Annotated in this window: 14 protein-coding genes and 2 pseudogenes; 10 read left to right on the forward strand and 6 right to left on the reverse strand. The window is 71.3% G+C overall.

What is annotated here, in order from left to right; all coding sequences use genetic code 11:
- Positions 1-367: 367 nt before the first annotated feature.
- The 6 genes and pseudogenes from ACGFWI_RS00430 to ACGFWI_RS00455 all read left to right on the forward strand — a co-directional run.
- Positions 368-1,291 (forward strand): LLM class F420-dependent oxidoreductase, encoded by a 924-nt coding sequence (locus ACGFWI_RS00430; protein ID WP_393903658.1) that lies wholly within the window; start codon positions 368-370, stop codon positions 1,289-1,291.
- A gap of 77 nt (positions 1,292-1,368) precedes the next feature.
- Positions 1,369-2,886, forward strand: a complete 1,518-nt coding sequence (locus ACGFWI_RS00435) for a 3' terminal RNA ribose 2'-O-methyltransferase Hen1 (RefSeq protein WP_393903659.1) — start codon at positions 1,369-1,371, stop codon at positions 2,884-2,886.
- A complete protein-coding gene (locus ACGFWI_RS00440; protein WP_393903660.1) occupies positions 2,883-5,846 on the forward strand; it encodes a polynucleotide kinase-phosphatase in 2,964 nt (987 codons plus the stop codon). Before ACGFWI_RS00435 ends, ACGFWI_RS00440 begins: the two co-directional genes overlap by 4 nt.
- Before the next feature lie 396 nt (positions 5,847-6,242).
- Positions 6,243-7,478: an arginine deiminase gene (locus tag ACGFWI_RS00445; RefSeq protein ID WP_393903661.1), complete on the forward strand. Its 1,236-nt coding sequence runs from the start codon at positions 6,243-6,245 to the stop codon at positions 7,476-7,478.
- A gap of 214 nt (positions 7,479-7,692) precedes the next feature.
- Positions 7,693-8,697, forward strand: a complete 1,005-nt coding sequence (argF, locus tag ACGFWI_RS00450; protein WP_393903662.1) for an ornithine carbamoyltransferase — start codon at positions 7,693-7,695, stop codon at positions 8,695-8,697.
- Positions 8,698-8,887: 190 nt separating this feature from the next.
- Positions 8,888-9,844: pseudogene (locus ACGFWI_RS00455) on the forward strand (APC family permease); the annotation flags it as partial.
- Between the two features lie 622 nt (positions 9,845-10,466).
- Here ACGFWI_RS00455 and ACGFWI_RS00460 read toward each other — a convergent pair.
- Positions 10,467-10,754: pseudogene (locus tag ACGFWI_RS00460) on the reverse strand (ATP-binding protein); the annotation flags it as partial.
- 363 nt (positions 10,755-11,117) lie between these two features.
- On the opposite strand from ACGFWI_RS00460, the gene ACGFWI_RS00465 reads away from it, so the two are divergent.
- Positions 11,118-11,945 (forward strand): enoyl-CoA hydratase family protein, encoded by an 828-nt coding sequence (locus tag ACGFWI_RS00465; protein WP_393903663.1) that lies wholly within the window; start codon positions 11,118-11,120, stop codon positions 11,943-11,945.
- 2 nt (positions 11,946-11,947) lie between these two features.
- Positions 11,948-14,275: a bifunctional salicylyl-CoA 5-hydroxylase/oxidoreductase gene (locus tag ACGFWI_RS00470; RefSeq protein ID WP_393903987.1), complete on the forward strand. Its 2,328-nt coding sequence runs from the start codon at positions 11,948-11,950 to the stop codon at positions 14,273-14,275.
- 113 nt (positions 14,276-14,388) lie between these two features.
- Here the strand turns inward: ACGFWI_RS00470 and ACGFWI_RS00475 are convergent, their stop codons facing one another.
- Both ACGFWI_RS00475 and ACGFWI_RS00480 read right to left on the reverse strand, forming a co-directional pair.
- Complete coding sequence (locus ACGFWI_RS00475) at positions 14,389-15,363, reverse strand: ScbA/BarX family gamma-butyrolactone biosynthesis protein (RefSeq protein WP_393903664.1); 975 nt, start codon at positions 15,361-15,363, stop codon at positions 14,389-14,391.
- A 146-nt stretch (positions 15,364-15,509) separates the two neighbouring features.
- A complete protein-coding gene (locus tag ACGFWI_RS00480) occupies positions 15,510-16,127 on the reverse strand; it encodes a ScbR family autoregulator-binding transcription factor (protein ID WP_393903665.1) in 618 nt (205 codons plus the stop codon).
- Positions 16,128-16,331: 204 nt separating this feature from the next.
- On the opposite strand from ACGFWI_RS00480, the gene ACGFWI_RS00485 reads away from it, so the two are divergent.
- Positions 16,332-17,360: an MDR family NADP-dependent oxidoreductase gene (locus ACGFWI_RS00485; protein ID WP_393903666.1), complete on the forward strand. Its 1,029-nt coding sequence runs from the start codon at positions 16,332-16,334 to the stop codon at positions 17,358-17,360.
- A 46-nt stretch (positions 17,361-17,406) separates the two neighbouring features.
- Here ACGFWI_RS00485 and ACGFWI_RS00490 read toward each other — a convergent pair whose 3' ends face one another.
- Positions 17,407-18,042: a TetR family transcriptional regulator gene (locus ACGFWI_RS00490; RefSeq protein ID WP_393903667.1), complete on the reverse strand. Its 636-nt coding sequence runs from the start codon at positions 18,040-18,042 to the stop codon at positions 17,407-17,409.
- A 452-nt stretch (positions 18,043-18,494) separates the two neighbouring features.
- Here ACGFWI_RS00490 and ACGFWI_RS00495 point away from each other — a divergent pair, with 452 nt between their 5' ends.
- The gene (locus ACGFWI_RS00495) at positions 18,495-19,256 is read left to right on the forward strand and encodes an HAD family hydrolase (protein WP_393903668.1); all 762 of its coding nucleotides are present in this window, start codon (positions 18,495-18,497) and stop codon (positions 19,254-19,256) included.
- 22 nt (positions 19,257-19,278) lie between these two features.
- Here ACGFWI_RS00495 and ACGFWI_RS00500 read toward each other — a convergent pair whose 3' ends face one another.
- The gene (locus ACGFWI_RS00500) at positions 19,279-20,130 is read right to left on the reverse strand and encodes a PaaX family transcriptional regulator C-terminal domain-containing protein (protein WP_393903669.1); all 852 of its coding nucleotides are present in this window, start codon (positions 20,128-20,130) and stop codon (positions 19,279-19,281) included.
- A 4-nt stretch (positions 20,131-20,134) separates the two neighbouring features.
- The gene (locus ACGFWI_RS00505; protein WP_393903670.1) at positions 20,135-21,742 is read right to left on the reverse strand and encodes an AMP-binding protein; all 1,608 of its coding nucleotides are present in this window, start codon (positions 21,740-21,742) and stop codon (positions 20,135-20,137) included.
- Between the last annotated feature and the right edge of the window lie 120 nt (positions 21,743-21,862).

The raw sequence follows: 21,862 nt of genomic DNA on the forward strand, positions 1-21,862 counted from the left end.
CTGCCGCTGACCCTTGCCCCGCCGGCCAATTTTCGTCCCCCGCAGCCGACCTGCGAGCTCGGGCCGACCCGACGTCCCACCCGCAGCCGGTCAACGAGCTGGGCCGACCGGACGTCCCGCCGTCCATGTCGCGCGGCGTCCATGTCGCCCACGCAGTCCCGGTCGCCCGCACCGCCCCCGCCGCCCCCTGCCGACCCCGGTTGCCCACGCCGTCCCCGTCGCCCGTTCCGTCGCTCTTGCCTCATCGTCCGCGCGCAGGCAGGGGATGGCTGACCTGAACTGACCTGGCTCGACTTGCCCTGACCCGACCCAGTGCATCAATACGCCTCTGACGATTGGTTCGTCGTTCGGAGTGCAGGATGGAGGTATGGAGCTACGCATCTTCACCGAGCCCCAGCAAGGGGCTTCTTACGACACCCTTCTGAAGGTCGCCAAAGCCACTGAGGATCTTGGGTTCGACGCGTTCTTCCGCTCGGACCACTATCTCCGGATGGGCAATGTCGACGGTCTGCCCGGACCGACGGACGCCTGGATCACGCTGGCTGGCCTGGCGCGTGAGACCAAGCGCATCCGTCTCGGGACGCTCATGACGGCGGGTACTTTCCGGCTGCCGGGCGTGCTGGCCATCCAGGTGGCTCAGGTCGACCGGATGTCCGGCGGCCGCGTCGAACTCGGTCTCGGGGCCGGCTGGTTCGAGGAGGAGCACAAGGCGTACGGCATTCCGTTCCCCAAGGAGAAGTTCGCGCGGCTGGAAGAGCAGCTGGCGATCGTCACCGGCCTGTGGGCCACTGAGGCAGGAGAGGAGTTCAGCTACGACGGGACCTACTACCAGCTGGAGCATTCGCCGGCGCTGCCCAAGCCCGCCCAGGGCAAGGTACCGGTGCTGGTCGGCGGCCACGGTGCGACGCGTACACCGCGGCTGGCGGCGCAGTACGCCGATGAGTTCAACATCCCCTTCGCCTCGCTCGAAGACAGTGAGCGCCAGTTCGGACGGGTGCGGGCGGCCGCTGAAGCCGCCGGGCGCAAGGGCGATGACCTGGTCTACTCCAACGCCCTCGTGGCGTGCGTCGGCAGGGACGATGCCGAGGTGGCGCGACGGGCCGCGGCCATCGGGCGGAACGTGGACGAACTGAAGGCCAACGGCCTTGCGGGCTCACCCGCCGAGGTCGTCGACAAGATCGGGCGCTACGCCGCCATCGGTGCGTCCCGCGTCTACTTGCAGATGCTGGACCTGGATGATCTCGACCACCTTGAGCTGATCTCCACGCAGGTGCAGTCGCAGCTGAGCTGACGTCTGAGACCTGACGTCGGGCGGCGCTGCCGGAAAACCGGTGCGGATCGAGGCGTACTACGGCAATACTCGGACGCGTGTTCCTGACGATAACCACCACCGGCAGCGCCGACCGTCCCGCGACCGACCTCGGATTCCTGCTGCACAAGCATCCTGACAAGGCGCAGCAGTTCTCGACGTCGCACGGCATCGCGCACGTCCTGTATCCCGAGGCTGACGCGCAGCGGTGCACGGCCGCCCTGCTGTTGGAGGTCGATCCCATTGCCTTGGTGCGCCGGAGCCGCGGGAAGGGCCGTGGCGGCGCTCCGGATTCTGCACTGGGGCAGTATGTGAACGACCGGCCGTACGCGGCCTCCTCGCTGCTGGCGGTGGCGCTGCGGAGCGTCTTCGCGAGCGCGATGAAGGGGCAGTGCGCGGCGCGGCCCGGACTGGTGGCACAGCCGATGCCGTTGCGTATCGAGGTGCCGGTGCTGCCCGCCCGGGGCGGCGCGGCGCTGGTGCGCAAGCTGTTCGAGCCGCTGGGCTGGACGGTGCAGGCCGAGCCGCTGCCGTTGGACGAAACGTTCCCGGAGTGGGGTGACTCGCGCTACGTACGGCTCGTCCTGGAAGGGGAGTGCCGTCTCGCCGAGGCGCTGAGGCACCTGTATGTGCTGCTGCCGGTGCTGGACGACGCCAAGCACTACTGGGTCGCCCCGGACGAGGTCGACAAGCTGCTGCGGGCCGGCGAGGGCTGGCTGGAGGACCACCCGGAGCAGCGGGTGATCGTCGGCCGCTACCTCGCGCGGCGCTGGTCGCTCACCCGCCAGGCCATGGAGCGGCTGGAACTGGAGCGGCTGGCCGAGTCGGATGACGCGGCCTCCGAGGAGATCGACAACGCCGTGGACGAGGAGGCGGACACCGAGGAGAAGCCGGTGCCGCTCGCCGTCCGGCGGCGCGAGGCGATCCTCACGGTGCTGCGCTCGGCCAAGGCGGCACGCGTGCTCGACCTGGGGTGCGGGCAGGGGCAGTTGGTCGGTGTGCTGCTCAAGGAAGGGCAGTTCACCGAGGTCGTCGGCGTGGATGTGTCGATGCGGGCGCTGCATGAGGCGCGGCGCCGGTTGCGGCTGGACCGGATCTCCGAGCGGCAGTCGGATCGCGTACGCCTCGTACAGGGGTCGCTGGCGTACACCGACAGCAGGTTGAAGGGTTATGACGCGGCGGTGCTCAGCGAGGTCGTCGAGCATGTCGATCCGGCGAGGCTGCCGGCGCTGGAGTATGCGGTGTTCGGGTCGGCCAGGCCGCGGACCGTCGTGGTGACGACGCCGAACGTGGAGTACAACGTGCGCTGGGAGTCGCTGCCGGCCGGTCACGTACGGCATGCGGACCATCGCTTCGAGTGGACACGCGAGGAGTTCCGGCAGTGGGCGCGGGAGGTCGCCGCACGGCACGGTTACGAGGTGAGCTTTGCCCCGGTGGGCCCGGACGATCCCGAGGTCGGCCCGCCCACCCAACTGGCGCACTTCCGTACGACCGGTGAAGACAGCAGTAATCGTGAAGACAGTAGTAGTCGTGAAAGCAGCGGCGCTTCGACGACCGGGAAGGAGGTCGCGGCATGACGGATGACGACCGCACGGAGTACGGAGACGAAAACCAGCACACGCACGAGGACCGGCAGGGAGGCAGGACTCAGCAGGAGCGCGGGCCCGAGCCGCAGCCTCGGCCCGAGCCGGCCCGGCGCACGCTCGCCGTGCCCGATCTCTCGCTCGTGGTGCTGATCGGAGCCACCGGTTCCGGCAAATCCACCTTTGCGGCCCGGCACTTCCGGCAGACCGAGGTCCTCTCCTCCGACTTCTGCCGGGGGCTGGTCAGCGACGACGAGAACGACCAGAGCGCCAGCGGCGACGCGTTCGAGGTGCTGCACTTCATCGCGGCGAAGCGGCTGGCCGCCGGGCGGCTGACGGTCGTGGACGCCACCAATGTGCAGTCCGAGGCGCGCGCCCAGCTGGTGCGGCTGGCCCGGGAGCATGACGTACTACCGGTGGCGATCGTCCTGGACGTTCCCGAGCAGGTCTGCGCCGCACGCAACGCGGCGCGCGCCGACCGGGCCGGGCTGCCACGCCGGGTCATCCAGCGTCACCAGCGTGAACTGCGCCGTTCCCTGCGGCATTTGGAACGTGAGGGCTTCCGCAAGGTGCACGTCCTGCGGGGGCAGGAGGAGGTGGAGTCCGCCGAGGTCGTCACCGAGCGGCGGTTCAACGATCTGCGGCATGTCACCGGTCCGTTCGACATCATCGGCGACATCCACGGCTGCCGTTCCGAGCTGGAGACCCTGCTCGGCAGGCTGGGCTATGCGCTGGTGCGCGACGGTCTCGGCCGGGCCGTGGACGCCGCACACCCCGAGGGCCGTACCGCAGTCTTCGTCGGTGACCTCGTCGACCGTGGGCCGGACAGCCCCGGAGTGCTGCGTTTGGTGATGGGCATGGTCGGAGCCGGGCATGCGCTGTGCGTGCCGGGCAACCACGAGAACAAACTCGGCCGCTACCTCAAGGGCCGCAAGGTTCAGCACACCCATGGGCTCGCCGAGACCATCGAGCAGTTGGACAAGGAGGACGCCGCCTTCCGCACCGAGGTCGGGGAGTTCATCCAGGGTCTGGTCAGCCACTACGTCCTGGACGGCGGCGGACTCGTGGTGTGTCACGCCGGGCTGCCGGAGAAGTACCACGGCCGGACATCCGGCCGGGTGCGGTCCTTCGCGCTGTACGGCGACACGACCGGCGAGACCGACGAGTTCGGCCTGCCGGTGCGCTACCGGTGGGCCGAGGACTACCGCGGCCGCGCCGCCGTCGTCTACGGCCACACCCCCACCCCGCGCGCCAACTGGCTCAACAACACCCTCTGCCTGGACACCGGTTGTGTCTTCGGCGGTGCGATGACCGCGCTGCGCTGGCCGGAGCGCGAGCTGGTGGACGTACCGGCGGAGCGGGTCTGGTACGAGCCCGTCAAACCGCTCGCCACGGAGGCGCCCGGCGGGGCGGACGGCCGTCCGCTCGATCTGAACGACGTGGCGGGGCGGCGGATCGTGGAAACCCGGTACATGGGCCGGCTCGCGGTCAAGGAGGAGAACGCCGCGGCCGCACTGGAGGTGGTGAGCCGCTTCGCGATCGACCCGCGGCTGCTGCCGTACCTCCCGCCGACGATGGCGCCCTGCGCGACCTCGGCGGAGGACGGCTACCTGGAGCACCCCGCGGAGGCGTTCGCCGGGTACCGGGCGGACGGAGTGCGGGAAGTGGTGTGCGAGGAGAAGCACATGGGGTCTCGTGCGGTGGTCCTGGTGTGCCGCGACGAGACGGTGGCCGAGGAGCACTTTGGGGTGCCGAAGGGCGTCTCGGGCGCCCTGTACACCCGCACCGGCCGGCCGTTCTTCGACGACCCGGAGACGACCGAGCGCATCCTGCGGCGGGTCAGGGACTGTGCCGAAGAGGCCGGTCTGTGGGCGGAGCTGGAGACCGACTGGCTGCTGCTGGACGCCGAATTGATGCCGTGGTCGCTGAAGGCGACCGGTCTGCTGCGCAAGCAGTACGCGGCCGTGGGCGCGGCATCCGGGGCGGCGTTCCCAGGTGTGCTCGGTGCGCTGGAGGCGGCGGCCGCGCGAGGGGTTGAGGTGTCGCCGCTGCTCGCCCGGCAGCGGGACCGGGCCGCGGACGCCGCCGCCTTCACGGAGGCATACCGGCGCTACTGCTGGCGCGTCGGGGCGGACTCGTCGGATGCTGCCATCGCCTCGGATGCCGCCGATGCGTCAGATGCTGCCGTCGCCTCGGATGCCGCCGATGCGTCGGGTGCCGCCGTTGCCTCGGATACCGCTGATGTCTCGGGTGCCGCCGTTGTGCCGGACGCACCGCACGCCGGCGGCTCCTCGCGTGCCGACGACGTACCGGAGGCTGCGGACGCTCGGCCTGCACCGGAGGCGTCGGACCGGTTCGCCGGGCTCGGTGAGCTGGACGGTGTCCGGCTCGCGCCGTTCCAGATTCTCGCGGTGCAGGGCCGCAGCCTCGCCGGGCTGGCGCACACCGACCAGCTGGCCCTGATCGACCGGCTCATCACGGCGGAGGGCGTGGTGACGGCCCGGAACGGCGTGGCGGCCGGCGGCACCCAGGCCGGGCCGGGACTGCTCGCCACGACCCGGCGGATCATCGTCGACACGGAGGACGAGTCGTCGGTCGCGGCCGGTACCGCCTGGTGGCTGGAGATGACCGCCGGCGGTGGCGAGGGCATGGTGGTCAAGCCGGTTCAGGCGCTGATCCGGCAGGGCGACGGACGGCTCGTCCAGCCGGGCGTCAAGTGCCGTGGCCGCGAGTACCTGCGGATCATCTACGGGCCGGAGTACACCCGCCCGGAGAACCTCAAGCGTCTGCGCATTCGTCATCTCGGCCATAAGCGTTCGCTGGCCCTGCGCGAGTACGCGCTCGGCCTGGAGGCGCTCGACCGGCTGGCGGAAGGCGAACCGCTGTGGCGGGTGCACGAGGCGGTGTTCGCGGTGCTCGCGCTGGAGTCGGAGCCGGTGGACCCGCGGCTGTAGACGGGCGCGAGTGACGTACGGCCGGGGTGGGGTACGGGCAGGAGTGGCGTCCGGCCGGAGTTGCGTACGGGCCGGAGCGGAGTGAAGGCCGAAGTGGCGTCCGGCCGGAGTTGCGTACGGGCCGGAGTGGAGTGAAGGCCGAAGTGGCGTACGGGCCGTGGGATAGGAGCCCTCGGCCCGTACGCCGCCCGGCCCGGCGCGCCCCGCCCCGCTCCGCCCCTCCGCAGGCCCGGCGGCCACCCCCGCCCGGCGTGGGTCAGCGCCCTCCCGATCCCCAGCCGACGGCGCCCGATGCGGACCCACCCCGGCCGCACCGGACCGGCCGGCGCCCACCCCGTGCGACCCGACATCCTCCGACTCCCTCCGCCGAGGCGTCCTAGCGGCCAAGATGGGTGGATGGGATTCCAAGTCGACTCCGAGGCCGGGCGGCTGCGCCGGGTCATCCTGCACCGCCCCGATCTGGAGCTGAAGCGGCTCACGCCCTCGAACAAGGACGCCTTGCTCTTCGACGACGTGCTGTGGGTGCGCCGGGCGCGGGCCGAGCACGACGGGTTCGCGGATGTGCTCCGCGACCGGGGGGTGGAGGTGCACCTCTTCGGGGATCTGCTGGGCGAGAGCCTGCAGATCCCCGAGGCACGGCGACTGGTTCTCGACCGGGTCTTCGACGAGAAGGAGTACGGGCCGCTGGCCACCGACCATCTGCGGGCCGCCTTCGACGAGCTGCCGGTGCCCGAGCTGGTGGAAGCGCTGGTCGGCGGCATGACCAAGCGTGAGTTCCTGGAACGTCATGCCGAGCCGACCTCGGTCCGCTTCCATGTGATGGATCTCGACGACTTCCTGCTGGGCCCGTTGCCCAACCACCTCTTCACCCGCGATACCTCCGCCTGGATCTACGACGGGGTCTCGATCAACTCGATGCGCTGGCCGGCCCGGCAGCGCGAGACCGTGCACTACGAGGCGATCTACCGCCACCACCCGCTCTTCCGTGACCAGGACTTCCACGTCTGGTCGGAGGGCCAGGCGGATTTCCCCTCGACCATCGAGGGCGGCGACGTCCTGGTGATGGGCAGTGGCGCGGTGCTGATCGGGATGAGCGAACGGACCACTCCGCAGGCCGTGGAGCTGCTTGCGCGGGGGCTGTTCGCGGCGGGTTCCGCGCGCACGATCGTGGCGCTCGACATGCCCAAGCGCCGGGCGTTCATGCATCTCGACACCGTCATGACCATGATCGACGGGGATGCCTTCACCCAGTACGAGGGGCTGGGGATGCTCCGCTCGTACACCATCGAGCCGGGCTCGGGTGACCAGGACCTCAAGGTCACCGATCATCCGCCGGAGCATATGCACCGCGCCATAGCGGCCGCGCTGGGTCTTTCCGACATCCGGGTGCTGACCGCGACCCAGGATGTGCACTCGGCCGAGCGTGAGCAGTGGGACGACGGGTGCAATGTGCTGGCGGTGGAGCCGGGTGTGGTGGTGGCGTACGAGCGCAATGTCACCACGAACACCTTTCTGCGCAAGCGCGGCATCGAGGTGATCACGATTCCGGGGAGTGAGCTGGGGCGTGGACGCGGCGGGCCGCGCTGTATGAGCTGCCCGGTGGCGAGGGATGCGGTGACGGGGGCAGCCTGAGCATGACCCCGGATCCGTCCGGACAGCCCGGCGCCGGATCCGTCCGGGGAGCGTGACCCCGTATCCGGGTATCCGGTCCATGGAGCGTGATCCCGTTCCGTCCGTAGGGGAGGTACGGGCCGTGCAGGTGACAGCTCCGCATAGGGATACGTGAGTGCGTATACACTTCCGGGGTCTGAGTCCGTCCCGACTGCCGCGAACCAGGAGCCCACCCATGGCGATAGACCTCACGGGCCGCCACTTCCTCAAGGAGCTGGACTTCAGCGCCGAGGAATTCCGCCGACTGATCGACCTGGCGGCCGAGCTCAAAGCGGCCAAGCGCGCCGGCACCGAGGTCCCCCGCCTCCGGGGCAGGAACATCGCCCTGATCTTCGAGAAGACCTCGACCCGGACCCGCTGCTCGTTCGAGGTCGCCGCCGCGGACCAGGGGGCCTCGACCACCTACCTGGACCCGTCCGGCTCGCAGATCGGGCACAAGGAGTCGGTGAAGGACACCGCCCGGGTCCTCGGCCGGATGTTTGACGGTATCGAGTTCCGCGGTAGCCGGCAGTCCGACGTCGAGGAGCTGGCGGCCCACGCCGGAGTGCCCGTCTTCAACGGACTGACCGACGACTGGCACCCCACCCAGATGCTCGCCGACGTGCTGACCATGGTCGAGCACGGCCAGGGCCGTCCCCTGACCGAGACCGCCTTTGCCTACCTCGGCGACGCCCGCAACAACATGGGCAACTCCTACCTCGTCACCGGCGCCCTGCTCGGCATGGACGTACGGATCGTCGCGCCCCGGCAGCTCTGGCCCGACGGGGCGGTGGTCGCCCGCGCGAAGTCGCTCGCCGAGACCAGCGGCGCCCGCATCACGCTCACCGAGGACGTCGCCGAGGGCGTGCGCGGTGCGGACTTCGTGACGACCGACGTCTGGGTCTCCATGGGTGAGCCGAAGGAGGTGTGGGACGAGCGGATCGCGCTGCTCGCCCCGTATGCGGTCACGATGGAGGTGCTGCGCGCGACCGGCAAGCCGGAGGTGAAGTTCCTGCACTGTCTGCCCGCGTATCACGACCTCGGTACCGCCGTCGGCCGGGAGATCCACGCCCGGCACGGGCTGTCGTCGCTGGAGGTCACCGACGAGGTCTTCGAGTCCGCGCACTCCGTCGTCTTCGACGAGGCGGAGAACCGGATGCACACGATCAAGGCGGTGCTGGTCGCGACCCTCGCCCGGTAGCGGCGGCTCGCAGGCCCGCCGCCTGTCTGTGCACCGCAGGAAACGTCACACTGCATAGCCATACGGGCATATGGGCGATCATGCAGGCAAAGCGGTTACCATCGATCCGCTCGCGGGGCCCGGACCCACCGGTCCGGGCCCCGCTCCGTGCGTGACCCACCCCTGCCACGCGCATCGCACCACCAGAGAGAGAACCGCCCCCATGATGGCCGTCCTGAAGCTGGCGGTCCTGGTCCTGTTCTGTGTGATCGGCTTCAGCGCCTTCCGGGCCGGCAACCTCTCGCCGTTCGCCCCGGAGAGCGTCGCCGGCATCACCTCCGGCGCCTCGGTCGCGTTCTTCTCGTACATCGGCTTCGACGCGATCACCACGGCCGGTGAGGAGGTCAGGAACCCGCGGCGCAACATCCCCGTCGCGATCATGGTCTGCATCGGTGTGGTCACCGTGCTGTACTGCCTGGTCGCGGTCTCCGCCATCGGCGCCCTCTCCTCCGACCAGGTCGCCGGCCGGCCCGCGGCGCTGTCGCTGATCGTCAACCGCGTCACGCACTCGACGCTCGGCGGCGGAGTGATCGCGTTCGGTGCCGTCGTCGCCATCGCCTCGGTCGTCCTGGCGGTCATGTACGGCCAGACCCGCATCCTGATGTCAATGTCGCGGGACGGTCTGATCCCGCGGATCTTCGAGCGGATCTCGCCCCGTACGTCCACTCCGGTCGCCAACACCTGGATCGTCGCGCTCGTCTTCGCCGTGCCGGCCGCGGTCGTCCCGCTGGACGTGGTGATGAACCTGACCACCATCGGGACGCTGGCGATCATGGCGGTGGTGAACCTGAGCGTGATGGTGCTCCGCCGCACCCGCCCCGATCTGCCGCGCCGCTTCCGCGTCCCGCTCTTCCCGGTCAGCCCGGTCCTCGGGATCGGCTTCTGCCTCTATCTGATCTACGGGACGGGGCCGGCTACCTGGCTCCAGTTCGCCGGGTTCCTGGTGGTCGGCGCGCTGGTCTACGCGTGCTACGGGCGCCGCCGCTCGCGGCTCGGTTCGGTGCCGCAGGCGCCCGCGGACGAGTCCGGCGGGGGTGCCACCGCCACCGCCACTGCCGCCGGTGTGGGCGTCAGCGCCGGCGTGGGCGCTTCAGCTCGGGAAGGGTGAACCAGACCGCCTTGCCGCGCGGCGTGGGGCGGCAGCCGGAGGCGACGCTGAGGGACCGGATCAGCAGCAGGCCACGACGGTGGTCACGGCCCTGGTCGTGGCAGCTCGGGGCGGAACTGTCGATGCGGTGGGGGTCGGGGGTGCCGTCGGCATCGACCACGACGTCAGCATCGAGATCGGCATCGGCGTCAGTATCGGTATTGGCGTCAGCATCGACGGTGACGTCAGCATCGACATCGGCAGCGCCGTCGCGCTCGGCGGCATCCGTCCCGCCGGCGTCATCGGTCCCGTCGTGGCCCTCCTCGCTGCGCCCCGCAGACTCACTTCCGTCCGTCCCTTCGCGGTGCCCGGCCCACCCGCTGCACTCCGTGCGCTGCACCGGGAGGTGACCGTCGCCGGTCGGGTGACCGTCCCCCGCGCGATCGCCGTCCCCCGAGTCGTGACCGTGCGCCCGGGGCTGACCGTCCCCCGAGTCGTACCCGCGCCCCGACGGCTGACCGTCCCCCAAGTCGTACCCGTCCCCCGACGGCTGACCGTCCCCCGTGCCGCGGCCGTCCCCCGCGACGAATGACGCGGGACCGGCCGGTGCCCCCACCAGCACCGGAGCGTCCGGATCCGGCAGGGGGAGCGGGCTGCCGAGTCCCTGGACGAGCCGGGGATCGCGGTCGTGCACCTCGATCCGGCAGCCCGTCGGGCGCAGTTCCACCGCCAGCTCGATGGGGTCCGTATCGCGGGTGTGCTTGAGGGCATTGGCGACGAGTTCGGCGGTCAGCAGCTGCGCGGTGGTGCGGTCGGCCGTGGCCCGGAGGTCCTGCATGGCCGTTCTGACCATGGCACGGGCGATCGGGACGGCGGTTGCGCTGCGCGGCAGCGTGATGCGCCAGATCGAGGGAGCGGGCGGTTCCAGCATGCGCTGTGCGTTCCGTTCGCAAAAGGCCGGGTCGGATACCTGAGATCAGATGGGATACGTCCACGGTAGGAAGCGCGGGGCGCTCGGATCAGGGGCGAGCGACCAGGAAGGGCATGACCTAAGTCATGAGGCGGCCGGGACCTTCGACCGGCCCACGCCCCCGCCCCACGCCGCCCGCCCCGCGGCTCGCCACCCAACTGCCGCTCCCACAGCCCGCCCCTCTCTCCCACCCCTCCAGCACCCCGCCACGCGCCGCGCCGTTATCGCGTCCTCGTGACGACAGTCATGAACCAGTGATAACTTCGACAGGGCATCCGGAAGAGCATCCACCCGGCCACTCGGCCAAAGGGGGCAGGCAGCCCGATGAGCCCGTTCGCAGGATCAGCCCGCAGTACAGACACCTGGCAACACATCCGCGTGACCAGGAAGGACGGGATCGCCACCGTCACGCTGGCACGCCCGGACAAGCTCAATGCGCTCACCTTCGAGGCCTACGCCGACCTGCGTGACCTGCTCGCTGAGCTGTCCAGGGAGCGTTCCGTGCGTGCCCTGGTGCTCGCGGGGGAGGGGCGCGGCTTCTGCTCCGGCGGCGATGTCGAGGAGATCATCGGCGCCACCCTGGGCATGGACACCGCACAGCTGCTGGACTTCAACCGGATGACCGGGCAGGTCGTACGGGCGGTACGGGAGTGCCCGTTCCCGGTCATTGCGGCCGTCCACGGGGTCGCGGCGGGCGCGGGCGCGGTGCTCGCACTGGCCGCGGACTTCCGCGTCGCCGACTCGTCCGCCCGCTTCGCCTTCCTCTTCACCAAGGTCGGCCTCTCCGGCGGTGACATGGGCGCGGCCTATCTGCTGCCCCGTGTGATCGGCCTCGGTCATGCCACCCGGCTGCTGATGCTCGGTGATGCCGTCCGGGCACCGGAGGCCGAACGGCTCGGTCTGATCAGCGAGTTGGCCGAGGAGGGCCGGGCCGACGAGGCGGCCGCGGCGCTCGCCCGGCGGCTCGCCGAGGGGCCCGCGCTGGCGCACGCCCAGACCAAGGCGCTGCTCACCGCTGAGCTCGACATGCCGCTGGCCGCCGCCGTCGAGATGGACGCCGCCACCCAGGCGCTGCTGATGAACAGCGCCGACTACGCGGAATTCCATGCCGCGTTCACGGAGAAGCGGGCGCCCAAGTGGCAGGGGAAATAGCCATGCGGGTCGCCGTCATCGGCGGTGGGCCGGGCGGGCTGTACGCCGCGGTCCTCCTCAAACGCCTCGACCCCACCCGTGAGATCACGGTCTGGGAGCGCAACGCGCCCGACGACACTTTCGGCTTCGGTGTGGTGCTCTCCGACGAGACCCTGGGGGGTATCGAGCACGCCGACCCGGAGGTCTACCGCGCCCTCCAGGCCGAGTTCGTCCGCTGGGACGACATCGACATCGTGCACCGCGGCCGCACCCTGACCTCCGGCGGGCACGGCTTCGCAGCGCTGGGGCGGCGCCGGCTGCTGGCCGTGCTCCACCGGCGCTGCCGCGACCTCGGCATCGCGCTGCGCTTCCGCACCGAGGCCCCGCCCGCCGCCGAACTCGCCCGCTCGTACGACCTGGTGATCGCCGCCGACGGGGTGCACAGCGCGACCCGCACCGCACATGCCGACGCCTTCCGCCCACGGCTGACCAACCACTGCTGCCGCTACATCTGGCTCGCCGCCGACTTCGCCTTCGACGCCTTCCGCTTCGAGATCGCCGAGACCGAGCACGGCGTCGTACAGCTCCACGCCTACCCCTTCGCCGGCCCGTCGCCCGACCCGCGCCCCGCGGTGCCGCCCTCCGAGCCGGCGGGCAACCTCGGAGCCAGCACGGTCATCGTCGAGATGCGCGAGGAGGTCTGGCAGGCGGCCGGTCTCGACCGCTGCGATGAGCGCGAGTCGGCGGAATGGTGCGCCAAGGTCTTCACCGACGCCCTGCGCGGCCGGTCGCTGCGTTCCAACAACTCCAGCTGGATCGCCTTCCGTACGGTCGTCAACGAGCGCTGGTCGTACGGCAACACGGTGCTGCTCGGCGATGCCGCGCACACCGCGCACTTCTCCATCGGCTCCGGCACCAAGCTCGCCGTCGAGGATGCCCTCGCGCTGGCCGCCTGCCTCCAGGAGCAGCCCGACACCGCCGGTGCCCTGGCCGCGTACGAGGAGGAGCGCCGCCCGGTCGTCGCCTCCACGCAGCGCGCCGCCCGCGCCAGCCTCGCCTGGTTCGAGGAGCTGGCCACCTACCTCGACCAGCCGCCCCACCAGTTCGCCTTCAACCTCCTCACCCGCAGCCGCCGCGTCACCCACGACAATCTGCGGCTGCGCGACCCCGGATTCGTCGCGGCCGTCGAGAGCGAGGCGGGCACCCCGTCCGCCACGCCCCCCATGTTCACGCCGTTCCGGCTGGGGGAGCTGACGCTGCGCAACCGGGTCGTGGTCTCGCCGATGGACATGTACTCCGCCGGCGACGGCGACGGCACCCCCGGTGACTTCCACCTCGTCCACCTCGGGGCCCGAGCGCTGGGCGGCGCCGGGCTGGTGATGACGGAGATGGTGTGTGTCAGCCCCGAGGGCCGGATCACCCCGGGCTGTACGGGGCTGTATGCGCCGGAGCACGAGACGGCCTGGCGCCGGGTCACCGACTTCGTCCACACCTCCGCACCCGGCACCGCCATCGGTGTCCAGCTCGGCCACTCGGGCCGCAAGGGCTCGACCCGGCTGATGTGGGAGGGCATCGACCAGCCCCTCCAGGACGGCAACTGGCCGGTCGTGGCGCCCTCCGAGCTGCCCTACCGCGCCGGCGTCAACCAGATCCCGCATGCCTTGTCCGAGGCCGAACTGGGCACCGTGCGGGAGCAGTTCGTCCGCTCCGCCGAGTCCGCCGCCCGCGCGGGCTTCGACCTCCTCGAACTCCACTGCGCCCACGGCTACTTGCTCTCCGGCTTCCTCTCGCCGCTCACCAACCACCGCACCGACGCCTACGGCGGCGATCTCACCGGCCGGCTGCGCTTCCCGCTGGAGGTCTTCGACGCGGTCCGCGCCGTCTGGCCGGCCGGGCGTCCGATGACGGTCCGAATCTCCGCGACCGACTGGGCCGACGGCGGCACCACCGCGGACGACGCGGTGGCGATCGCTCGGGCCTTCGCCGAGCACGGCGCCGATGGCATCGACGTGTCCACCGGACAGGTCGTCCCCGACGAACGCCCCGACTACGGCCGCTCGTACCAGACCCCGTTCGCCGACCGGATCCGCAACACCCTCGGTGTGCCGGTCATCGCGGTCGGCGCCATCTCCTCCTGGGACGACGTCAACTCCCTGGTACTGGCCGGGCGCGCCGACCTGTGCGCACTGGCCAGACCGCATCTGTACGACCCGCACTGGACGCTGCACGCCGCCGCGGAGCAGGGGTACGCGGGGCCGGGCGCCCCCTGGCCGCTGCCCTATCAGGCGGGCAGCCGCACCCCGCCCGCCGGACGTACCGATGCGCCGAAGCCCCGCCTCACGCTGCGGTGACGGGGAGGCACGGGCAGCGGGGCGGGGCCGTTCCGTGGCCGGCCCGGCAGGGGCGTGCGGCGGGACGGCGAAGCGGTCGGTCGGGGGAGCCGGCGGGCCCGGGAAGGGGCCGGTCAGGAGGTCGGTACGCAGGCGATCTGCGCCGAGACGACCGGCTTGCCGTGCTGTTCGACGGCGACCTCGACCTGCCGGCGGTCGCCGTCGGTGTGGCCCGTGGTCCGCGCCTGCACCCAGGAAGGCGCATCGAGTTCGGCGTAGCGCTCGAAGGAACAGTCGATCGACGCCGGCACGGTGAAGCCGGGCGTTGCGGCCTGCGCGGCCTGCCGGGCGGCCTCGACCATCAGCATGCCGGGCGCGTGATCCACGGGGTGGTCGAAGAGCACCGGGTGCGAGGTGTCCACCCGCAGCTGCCAGCGGTCGGGGCGGTCGGTGGGGGAGAGCACCACATCGCGGTCGTGTTCCCGGGCGACCAGCTGCGGGGCGACGGCCTCCGGCAACGGCAGTTTCCGGGAGTTGGCGAGGGCCACATCGCTGTATTCGCCGCGCAGCCGGCGGTAGACGGCCGGACTGTGGCAGGAGAAGAGGAGGGACGCGGAGGCCAGGTCGCGGCCGTCGCACACGATCCGGAAATCCTGGCGGGCGCTGACCAGCCGGGTGCCGCGGTGGACCATGTCATGGGCGGTGATGTGCAGTTCGACCTCGGCCGGTTCCTCCGCGGCGCGCAGCGCCTGCGGTGCGAGGTCGTAACGGACCCGCTGCCACATGATCGGGTGGTCGAGCGGCACGCGATACGCGACATGGCTGAGTAATATCCCGGCCTGTCGCATGGTCTCTATCAGCAGCAGCGGGTCGTGCAGCCCGTGCACGGGACCGTAGAAGGTGTGGGCGCGCGGCCACTGGGCGCTGACCACCCAGCCGACGTCGTCGCGTCGCCAGTTGGTCAGGAAGACCTCGGCCACGGCGGCGCGGTGGACGTACTCGCGCGGCACGGTCGTGGTGAGCACCGACGGTCTGTTTCCGTCGGCGAACCGGCCTCCGATGTCGGGACGCTGATCGCGCAAGTACGGCGTGAGCGTGGCGCCGGCCATAGGTGTTTCCTTTCTGCTGTGCGGCTCTCAGTGCCCTGACGGGCTGAGCCTCGGTGACGGCCCTGCGGATTAAGATACGGACCATGTGGTTTGTTTTGCATGCCTGAGCGGGGGCCGCGACTCCGTCGGGGCGGTGGCGAAAGATGTCAGACCGGGATCTTCACACAGCGGCCGTGCGGGTCCAGATGACCCAGCGCGCCGGGCGACGCGAGACCCGGAAGAGTGTGTTTCCACAGGGCCGTGACGCGCTCCGGGAGATCGGCGCGGTTGGTCGCGGCCCGGGAGAACAACTGCACTCCCATGTAGGCGGCGACAAAGAACTCGGCCGCCCGGTCCGGTGCCACGCCGGGCAGTAATTCGCCGTTCTCCCGGGCCTCGGTGAACATCGTGGTGATGATGTCCGTCCAGGCCTGGTACGGCACGAGCGGGTCCTCGCTGAAGGTCGTCTCGACCGCGATGCGGGTGCCGGCCTGCAGCAACGGGTCGCTGCGCAGGGCCAGCGCCACCTGGTGGGTGAAGTCGATGGCGTCCTGCAGCCGCGATTCGCTGACTTGTGGCAGAAACGGATCGGTCTGCTCCGTTATGACCGCACGGGCCAGTGCGTCCTTGGACGTGAAGTGGAAGTACACGGCTCCCTTGGTGACTCCGGCGCGCTGGATGATCTCGGCCATCGTGGCGGCCTGGTACCCGCGCGTGCCGATGACGTGAGCCGCTGCTTCGAGGACGGCGCGTCGGGTGCGCACTGCGCGTTCCTGCTTGACCACCGATCATCCTCCGTATGCTCTCTTGGAGTTGTTGTGCCTGGGTGCGACCCGCTGCCCGTGGCCGCGCAGTCTATTTCCGCATCATAAAGAAGCCAACCATGCGGTATTGAATTGCGGGGACCCGGCGGGGGGCCCGACGGGCATGATCCGGCGTCGCGCACCGGTGCGGCGTCGTCGAGTGCTACGAGCGCGAGGAGCTGTCCGATGTCCCCCACCGTCGTGCCCGCCATACCTGCCATGCACCGCGAGGTCCGGCTCGCCGACCGGGCCGAAGGCCAACTGACGGTACGTCACTTCAACGTCGTCGAGGTCCCGGTGCCGGAACCGGGGCCGGGCCACGTGCTGGTGCGCACCCGCGTGATGGCGGTGACCGCGGCCATGCGGACGCAGATGGCCGGAATGCGGCTGCCAATGGCCTCATTTGTGCCGGGTGAGGCGCTGTGGGGCTCCGCGGTGGGCGAGGTGGTGGCGGCCCCCGGCGGCGGCTTCACACCCGGCGAGCTGGTCCGTCATCCGTACGGCTGGCGGGAGTTCGCGGCCGTCGAGGAGTCGCGCGTACGGCGGCTCGACCCGGACGAGCTGCCGACTCCCGCGGCGCATCTGTCGCAGGGCGCGACGGCCTGGGGTGCGCTGCGCCGGGCGGCCGAGGTGCGGCCCGGGGACACCGTTTTCGTCACCGGCGCGGCGGGCGGCGTGGGCAGTCTGGCCGGGCAGCTGGCGCGGCGGCTGGGTGCCGGCCGGGTCGTCGGCAGCACCGGCTCGGAGCGCAAGGCCGTCCGGCTACGTGCCGAGCTGGGGTACGACGACACGGTCGTGCGCGGCGCCGGGCCGATGGAACAGCAGCTGCGCCGGGCGGCGCCGGACGGCATCGATGTGCTGCTGGACACCGTAGGCGGCGAGCAGCTCACGGCGGCGCTCGCGCTGGCCCGCCCGGATGCGCGGTTCGCGCTGGTCGGCGCGCTCTCCAGTCAGCTGGGCGGGGGCGACGGCAGCGTCGCTCCGGTGGAGCTGGATGCGGGGCTGATCATCACGCGACGGGTGGCGCTGCGCGGCTTCGGTCTGCATGCGCACCCGGATCTGCCGCAGGAGTGGACAAAGGAGTTCGGCCAGGGCCTGCGGGAGGGCTCCCTGGTCTTCCCGCACGCCCTTCTGAAGGGGATCGAGCAGGCGCCGCGGGCGCTGTGCGAACTCACGCAGGGGCGTCATATCGGAGCCGTGCTGGTCGAGTTGTGAGACGGGGGTGTGAAGACGGGGACGGGCGGTGCGGGCCGGAGCCGGGTCAGCCGGCCGCCGGGATCTGTGTCGGCGCCGGGATGCCGGCGGCGGGGACCCGTCCCGGTGCGGCCGGCAGCAGCGCCCACAGGCCGACGATGGCCTCCTGGTTCCACCATGTCCGCTCCTCGCTGCCCAGATGCAGCAGGCCCACCACGACCGAGGTCAACAGCTGGGCGGTGCGCCGCGGTTCGGTGTCCGACGCATGCGGTCCGGCCGGTCCGCCGGTCCCGCAGGTCACCGCCTTGTCGAGGAAGAGGGCGTACCAGCGCTGCTCCAGGGCGTAGATGCCGAGCCCCGGCGCGGTCTCCGGCCGCAGTCGCAGTCCGGCGCGCAGCACGGCGTCCGACTCGACCCGGCCGAACAGCTCGACGGTGAAATCCCTCACAGCGGCGGCCAGTGGCTCCTCGGAGCGGGTGAAGGCGCCCTCGATCTCCTGCAGGGTCTCCAGCGCCGCGTCCCGCACCGCCAGCGTGAGGTCGTCCTTGGAAGTGAAGTGGAAGTAGAGCGCGCCTTTGCTCAGCCGGGCCCGCCGGCTGATCTCGACCATGCCCGCTGCAGGTACCCCTTTCTCCAGGAAGGTCTCTGCGGCCGAGCGGATGAGTGCCTGGCGGCTCTGGATGGCGCGATGCTGGGTGGGCACGGTGTCCGTCCCGTCTCTAGTACGGCTGCGAGCTCAATGCAGTCTACATAGAAAACCAACCATGCGGTTCTGTATGCTCACCAGGATTGGCCGGAACTGGCGTGCCCTGACGCGAAGGTGGCGATCGGCCGCTCGTTCGGAGTCCGGGCGGATTTTGCCGCGCCATGCCCCCAGTCTGGCTCTCGACAAGGGTGTTGTCGACCCGTCAGGGGTGGTGGGGGTCCATTGACAAACAGCGCAGACGGTTTTTAAATCTCCGAAGGCGGTAAACGGGACGATCTCTTTCCGTTGCAAGCTGCCTTGACGGTCGCGTGCCGCCGTTGGACAGCGGTGCGCTCTGGCGAGACCGCTCTGGCTACACCAGTCCTCGACGGCAGGCCGCCCACGAGCCGAGCCGGCAACGTTCACCCGAGCCCCTGCACCCCCATCGGAATCCGGAAAGGTCTCCAGCCATGCGCGTAGCAACGGAAGTCGAACGTCCCGTGAGAGGTGCGCGGGGCGCCGGCGGCGAGACGATCAAGGCCGCCGTCTTCGACCTGGACGGCACCCTCGCCAACACCCTGCCCCCGATCAGCAAGCTGCTGGTCAAGGTGGCCTCGGAACAGGGGTGCTCGGTGACCGCCCGGCAGGCGGCCTCCGCCATCGGCAAGCCGCCCGGCCCCGCCTTCGGCCGGCTGCTGGGCAAACCCGAGGACGACGGCCGGGTGCAGGCGGCCATCTCCCGCTACCGCGAACTGTTCGCCTACGAAGTCCTGTGCCAGGGACCGCAGCTGCTCTTCCCCGGCGTGACGGCGGGACTGTCCGCGCTGCGCGCCCACGGCGTGGAGCTGGCCGTCGCCACGTCCAAGACCACCCGCAGTGCCGAGGCGCTGCTCGACGTCATGGGCATCCGCGATCTGGTCGGCCCGGTCATCGGCCAGGACATGGTCCGGCGGGGTAAGCCGCACCCGGAGATGGTGCTGCGGGCGGCTGGGCGGCTCGGTGTCGCGGCCTGGCAGAGCGCGTATGTGGGGGACACCGTGGGGGACATGAGGATGGCGGTCACCGCGCGCATGGAGCCGGTCGCGGTGACCTACGGGGTCGGCACGTTCGGCGAGCTCGCCGCGGTCGCCGGCACCCGGATGTGCAGCTCGTTCAAGGACGTGGTCTCCGTGATCGCCGCCGCCAGGCCGCGGCAGGGCGTCGCGGTGGGGGTCCAGCGGCGCCGTCGCTGAGGCGGGGATGACGGCGCGGCCGCTACGCCCCGGTCGTCACCTCCCGCGCGTAGCGGGCCCCGGCGGCCTGCAGCGTGCTGTGCAGGCGTCCGAACACTTCCGCCGCGCGGCCCCCCGGCCAGCCCTCCGGCAGGAGGGGAGAGGGCAGTCCGGGATCCGCGTAGGGCAGCTGACGCCAGGCGTCCAGCGCCAGCAGATAGTCGCGGTAGGCCGCCTCGGGGGGTACCGAGCGGCGCCGCGACCACCGGCGGAGGACGGGCTCCTGCTCTTCGAGGAAGGCGCGGTGCCGCGCGGCGAGGGCGTCCAGGTCCCACCAGCGCCCCACCGCCTCCGCCGTGGGGGCGAAACCGGCGTGCTCACCGGTGAACAGATCGACGTACGGGGCCAGTTGCAGCCGCTCCAGGGTGTGCCGGGTCTCCTCGTAGAGCTGCGCGGGGGCGATCCACACACCCGGCGCCGCGGTACCGAAACCGAGCCGCGCCAGCCGGGAGCGCAGCAGATGCCGCTTGTGCCGCTCCTCCTCGGGGACGGAGAAGACCGCCAGCACCCAGCCGTCGGACAGCTGGGCGGCCGGGCGGCCGAAGATCCGCCGGTCGCCGTCCTCCAGCAGCTGGCGGGCCGCGTCGGACAGCCCGTACGCGGCCGCCCCGGTGGCCGTACGCGCGGGCACCAGCAGCTCGCGCCGCTTGAGGCGGGAGACCGCGGAGCGCACCGACGGCGGATCCACCCCGAGCGCACCGAGCAGCCGGATCAGGGCGGCGACCGGCACCGGAGCGGTCGTGCCGCCCGCGGACCCGGCCCCGCCGCGCCCGTAGGCACCGTAGAACGTGACGATCAGGGACCGTGGGGTGCGCTGCGTTTGCTGGTCGTTCACCGGGTCACTCTAGATGGGGTCCCCGCAGCCGGAAGCGCTGGAGCTTACCGGTCGGGGTGCGCGGCAGAGAGGTGTGGAAGACGATCTCGCGCGGGCACTTGTAGGGCGCGATCCGGGTCTTGGTGAAGGCGCGGAGCGCGGCGATGGTGTCGTCCCCCCGGGAGACGCCGGGCCGCAGCACGACATGGGCGACGACCACCTGCCCGCGGTCCTCGTCGGCCCGCCCGACCACCGCCGCCTCGGTCACATCGGGGTGCCGGAGCAGCGCGTCCTCCACCTCGGGGCCCGCGATGTTGTAGCCGGCCGAGATGATCATGTCGTCCGCGCGGGCCACATAGCGGAAGTAGCCGTCCGGCTCGCGGACATAGGTGTCGCCGGTGAGGTTCCAGCCGTCCCGTACGTACGCCAACTGCCGGACGTCCGCGAGGTAGCGGCACCCGGTCGGCCCGCGGACGGCGAGCAGTCCCGGCTCGCCGTCCGGCAGCGGTGTGCCGTCCGCGTCCACCACCCGCGCCTGGAAACCGGGGACCGGCAGTCCCGTCGTACCGGGGCGGACCGCCCCGTCGGCGGCCGAGATGAAGATGTGCAGCAGCTCCGTGGCGCCGATGCCGTTGATGATCCGCAGACCGGTCGCCTCGTGCCAGGCCTGCCAGGTGGCGGCGGGCAGATTCTCACCGGCCGACACGCACCGGCGCAGCGAGGAGACGTCGTGCCCGGCGAGCTTGGGCAGCATCGCGCGGTAGGCGGTCGGCGCGGTGAACAGCACCGAGATCCGGTGCGCCGCGATATCGCCGAGCAGCCGCTCCGGCCCGCCCCAGTCGGCGAGAAACGCCGAGGCGCCGGCCCGCAGCGGGAAGATCACCAGCCCGCCGAGACCGAAGGTGAAGCCGAGCGGCGGGCTGCCGGCGAACACATCGTCCGGTTCCGGACGCAGCACCTGCGCCGAGAAGGTGTCCGCAATGGCGAGCACATCGCGGTGGAAGTGCATACAGCCCTTGGGGCGGCCGGTGGTGCCGGAGGTGAAGGCGATCAGCGCGACATCGTCGGCGGAGGTCGCCACGGCCGGATACGGCGCACCGCCCGGCCGGGCGAGCTGCCGCAGATCGCCCGGCCCGTCCCCGCCGAACGTGGTGATCTGCAGCCCCGGCACCTCGGCCTTGGCGAGATCGTCGACCGAGCGGACATCGCACAGCGCGTGCCGCACCTGCGCGATCTCCGCGATCGTGGCCAGCTCCTCGGGTCGCTGCGCGGCCAGTACGGTCACTGCGACCGCCCCCGCCTTCATCACGGCGAGCCAGCAGGCGGCCAGCCAGGGCGTGGTGGGCCCGCGCAGCAGGACGCGGTTGCCCGGCAGCACCCCCAGCGGGCCGGTGAGCGCATGGGCGATCGCATCGACCTGGGCACGCAGCTGCCCGTACGTCCAGACCGGCCCGCTCGCGTCACGGATCGCGGGCCGGTCGGCGCCGAGCCGCGCGATCGTGCCGTCCAGCAGCTCGGCGCCGCAGTTCAGCCGGTCGGGGTAGCCCAGATCGGTGAGGTGCGGCCACTGGTCGTGGGGCGGCAGCCGGTCGCGCGCGAAGGTGTCGGCGTGGGCCGAGGGCCGAAGCTCCATGGCGTATGCCCCCTAGGGCGTGTCTTACGGATCATGGCGGGCTCGCGAGGGGGTGGCCGACGAGCGGCCGGGGGAGGGGCGCATGTGGAGGCCGGTGCGGTAACCGGTCGGGATGGCGCG

This window comes from Streptomyces sp. NPDC048434 (assembly GCF_043200375.1).
In the GTDB taxonomy this organism is placed as follows: Bacteria; Actinomycetota; Actinomycetes; order Streptomycetales; family Streptomycetaceae; genus Streptomyces.

Coding starts and splice junctions, on each gene's coding strand:
- ACGFWI_RS00485 (WP_393903666.1), top strand. CDS start 16,332: ATGTCCCCCACCGTCGTGCCCGCCATACCTGCCATGCACCGCGAGGTC.
- ACGFWI_RS00440 (WP_393903660.1), top strand. CDS start 2,883: ATGACGGATGACGACCGCACGGAGTACGGAGACGAAAACCAGCACACG.
- ACGFWI_RS00465 (WP_393903663.1), top strand. CDS start 11,118: ATGAGCCCGTTCGCAGGATCAGCCCGCAGTACAGACACCTGGCAACAC.
- ACGFWI_RS00505 (WP_393903670.1), bottom strand. CDS start 21,742: ATGGAGCTTCGGCCCTCGGCCCACGCCGACACCTTCGCGCGCGACCGG.
- ACGFWI_RS00495 (WP_393903668.1), top strand. CDS start 18,495: ATGCGCGTAGCAACGGAAGTCGAACGTCCCGTGAGAGGTGCGCGGGGC.
- argF (WP_393903662.1), top strand. CDS start 7,693: ATGGCGATAGACCTCACGGGCCGCCACTTCCTCAAGGAGCTGGACTTC.
- ACGFWI_RS00470 (WP_393903987.1), top strand. CDS start 11,948: ATGCGGGTCGCCGTCATCGGCGGTGGGCCGGGCGGGCTGTACGCCGCG.
- ACGFWI_RS00445 (WP_393903661.1), top strand. CDS start 6,243: ATGGGATTCCAAGTCGACTCCGAGGCCGGGCGGCTGCGCCGGGTCATC.
- ACGFWI_RS00430 (WP_393903658.1), top strand. CDS start 368: ATGGAGCTACGCATCTTCACCGAGCCCCAGCAAGGGGCTTCTTACGAC.
- ACGFWI_RS00475 (WP_393903664.1), bottom strand. CDS start 15,363: ATGGCCGGCGCCACGCTCACGCCGTACTTGCGCGATCAGCGTCCCGAC.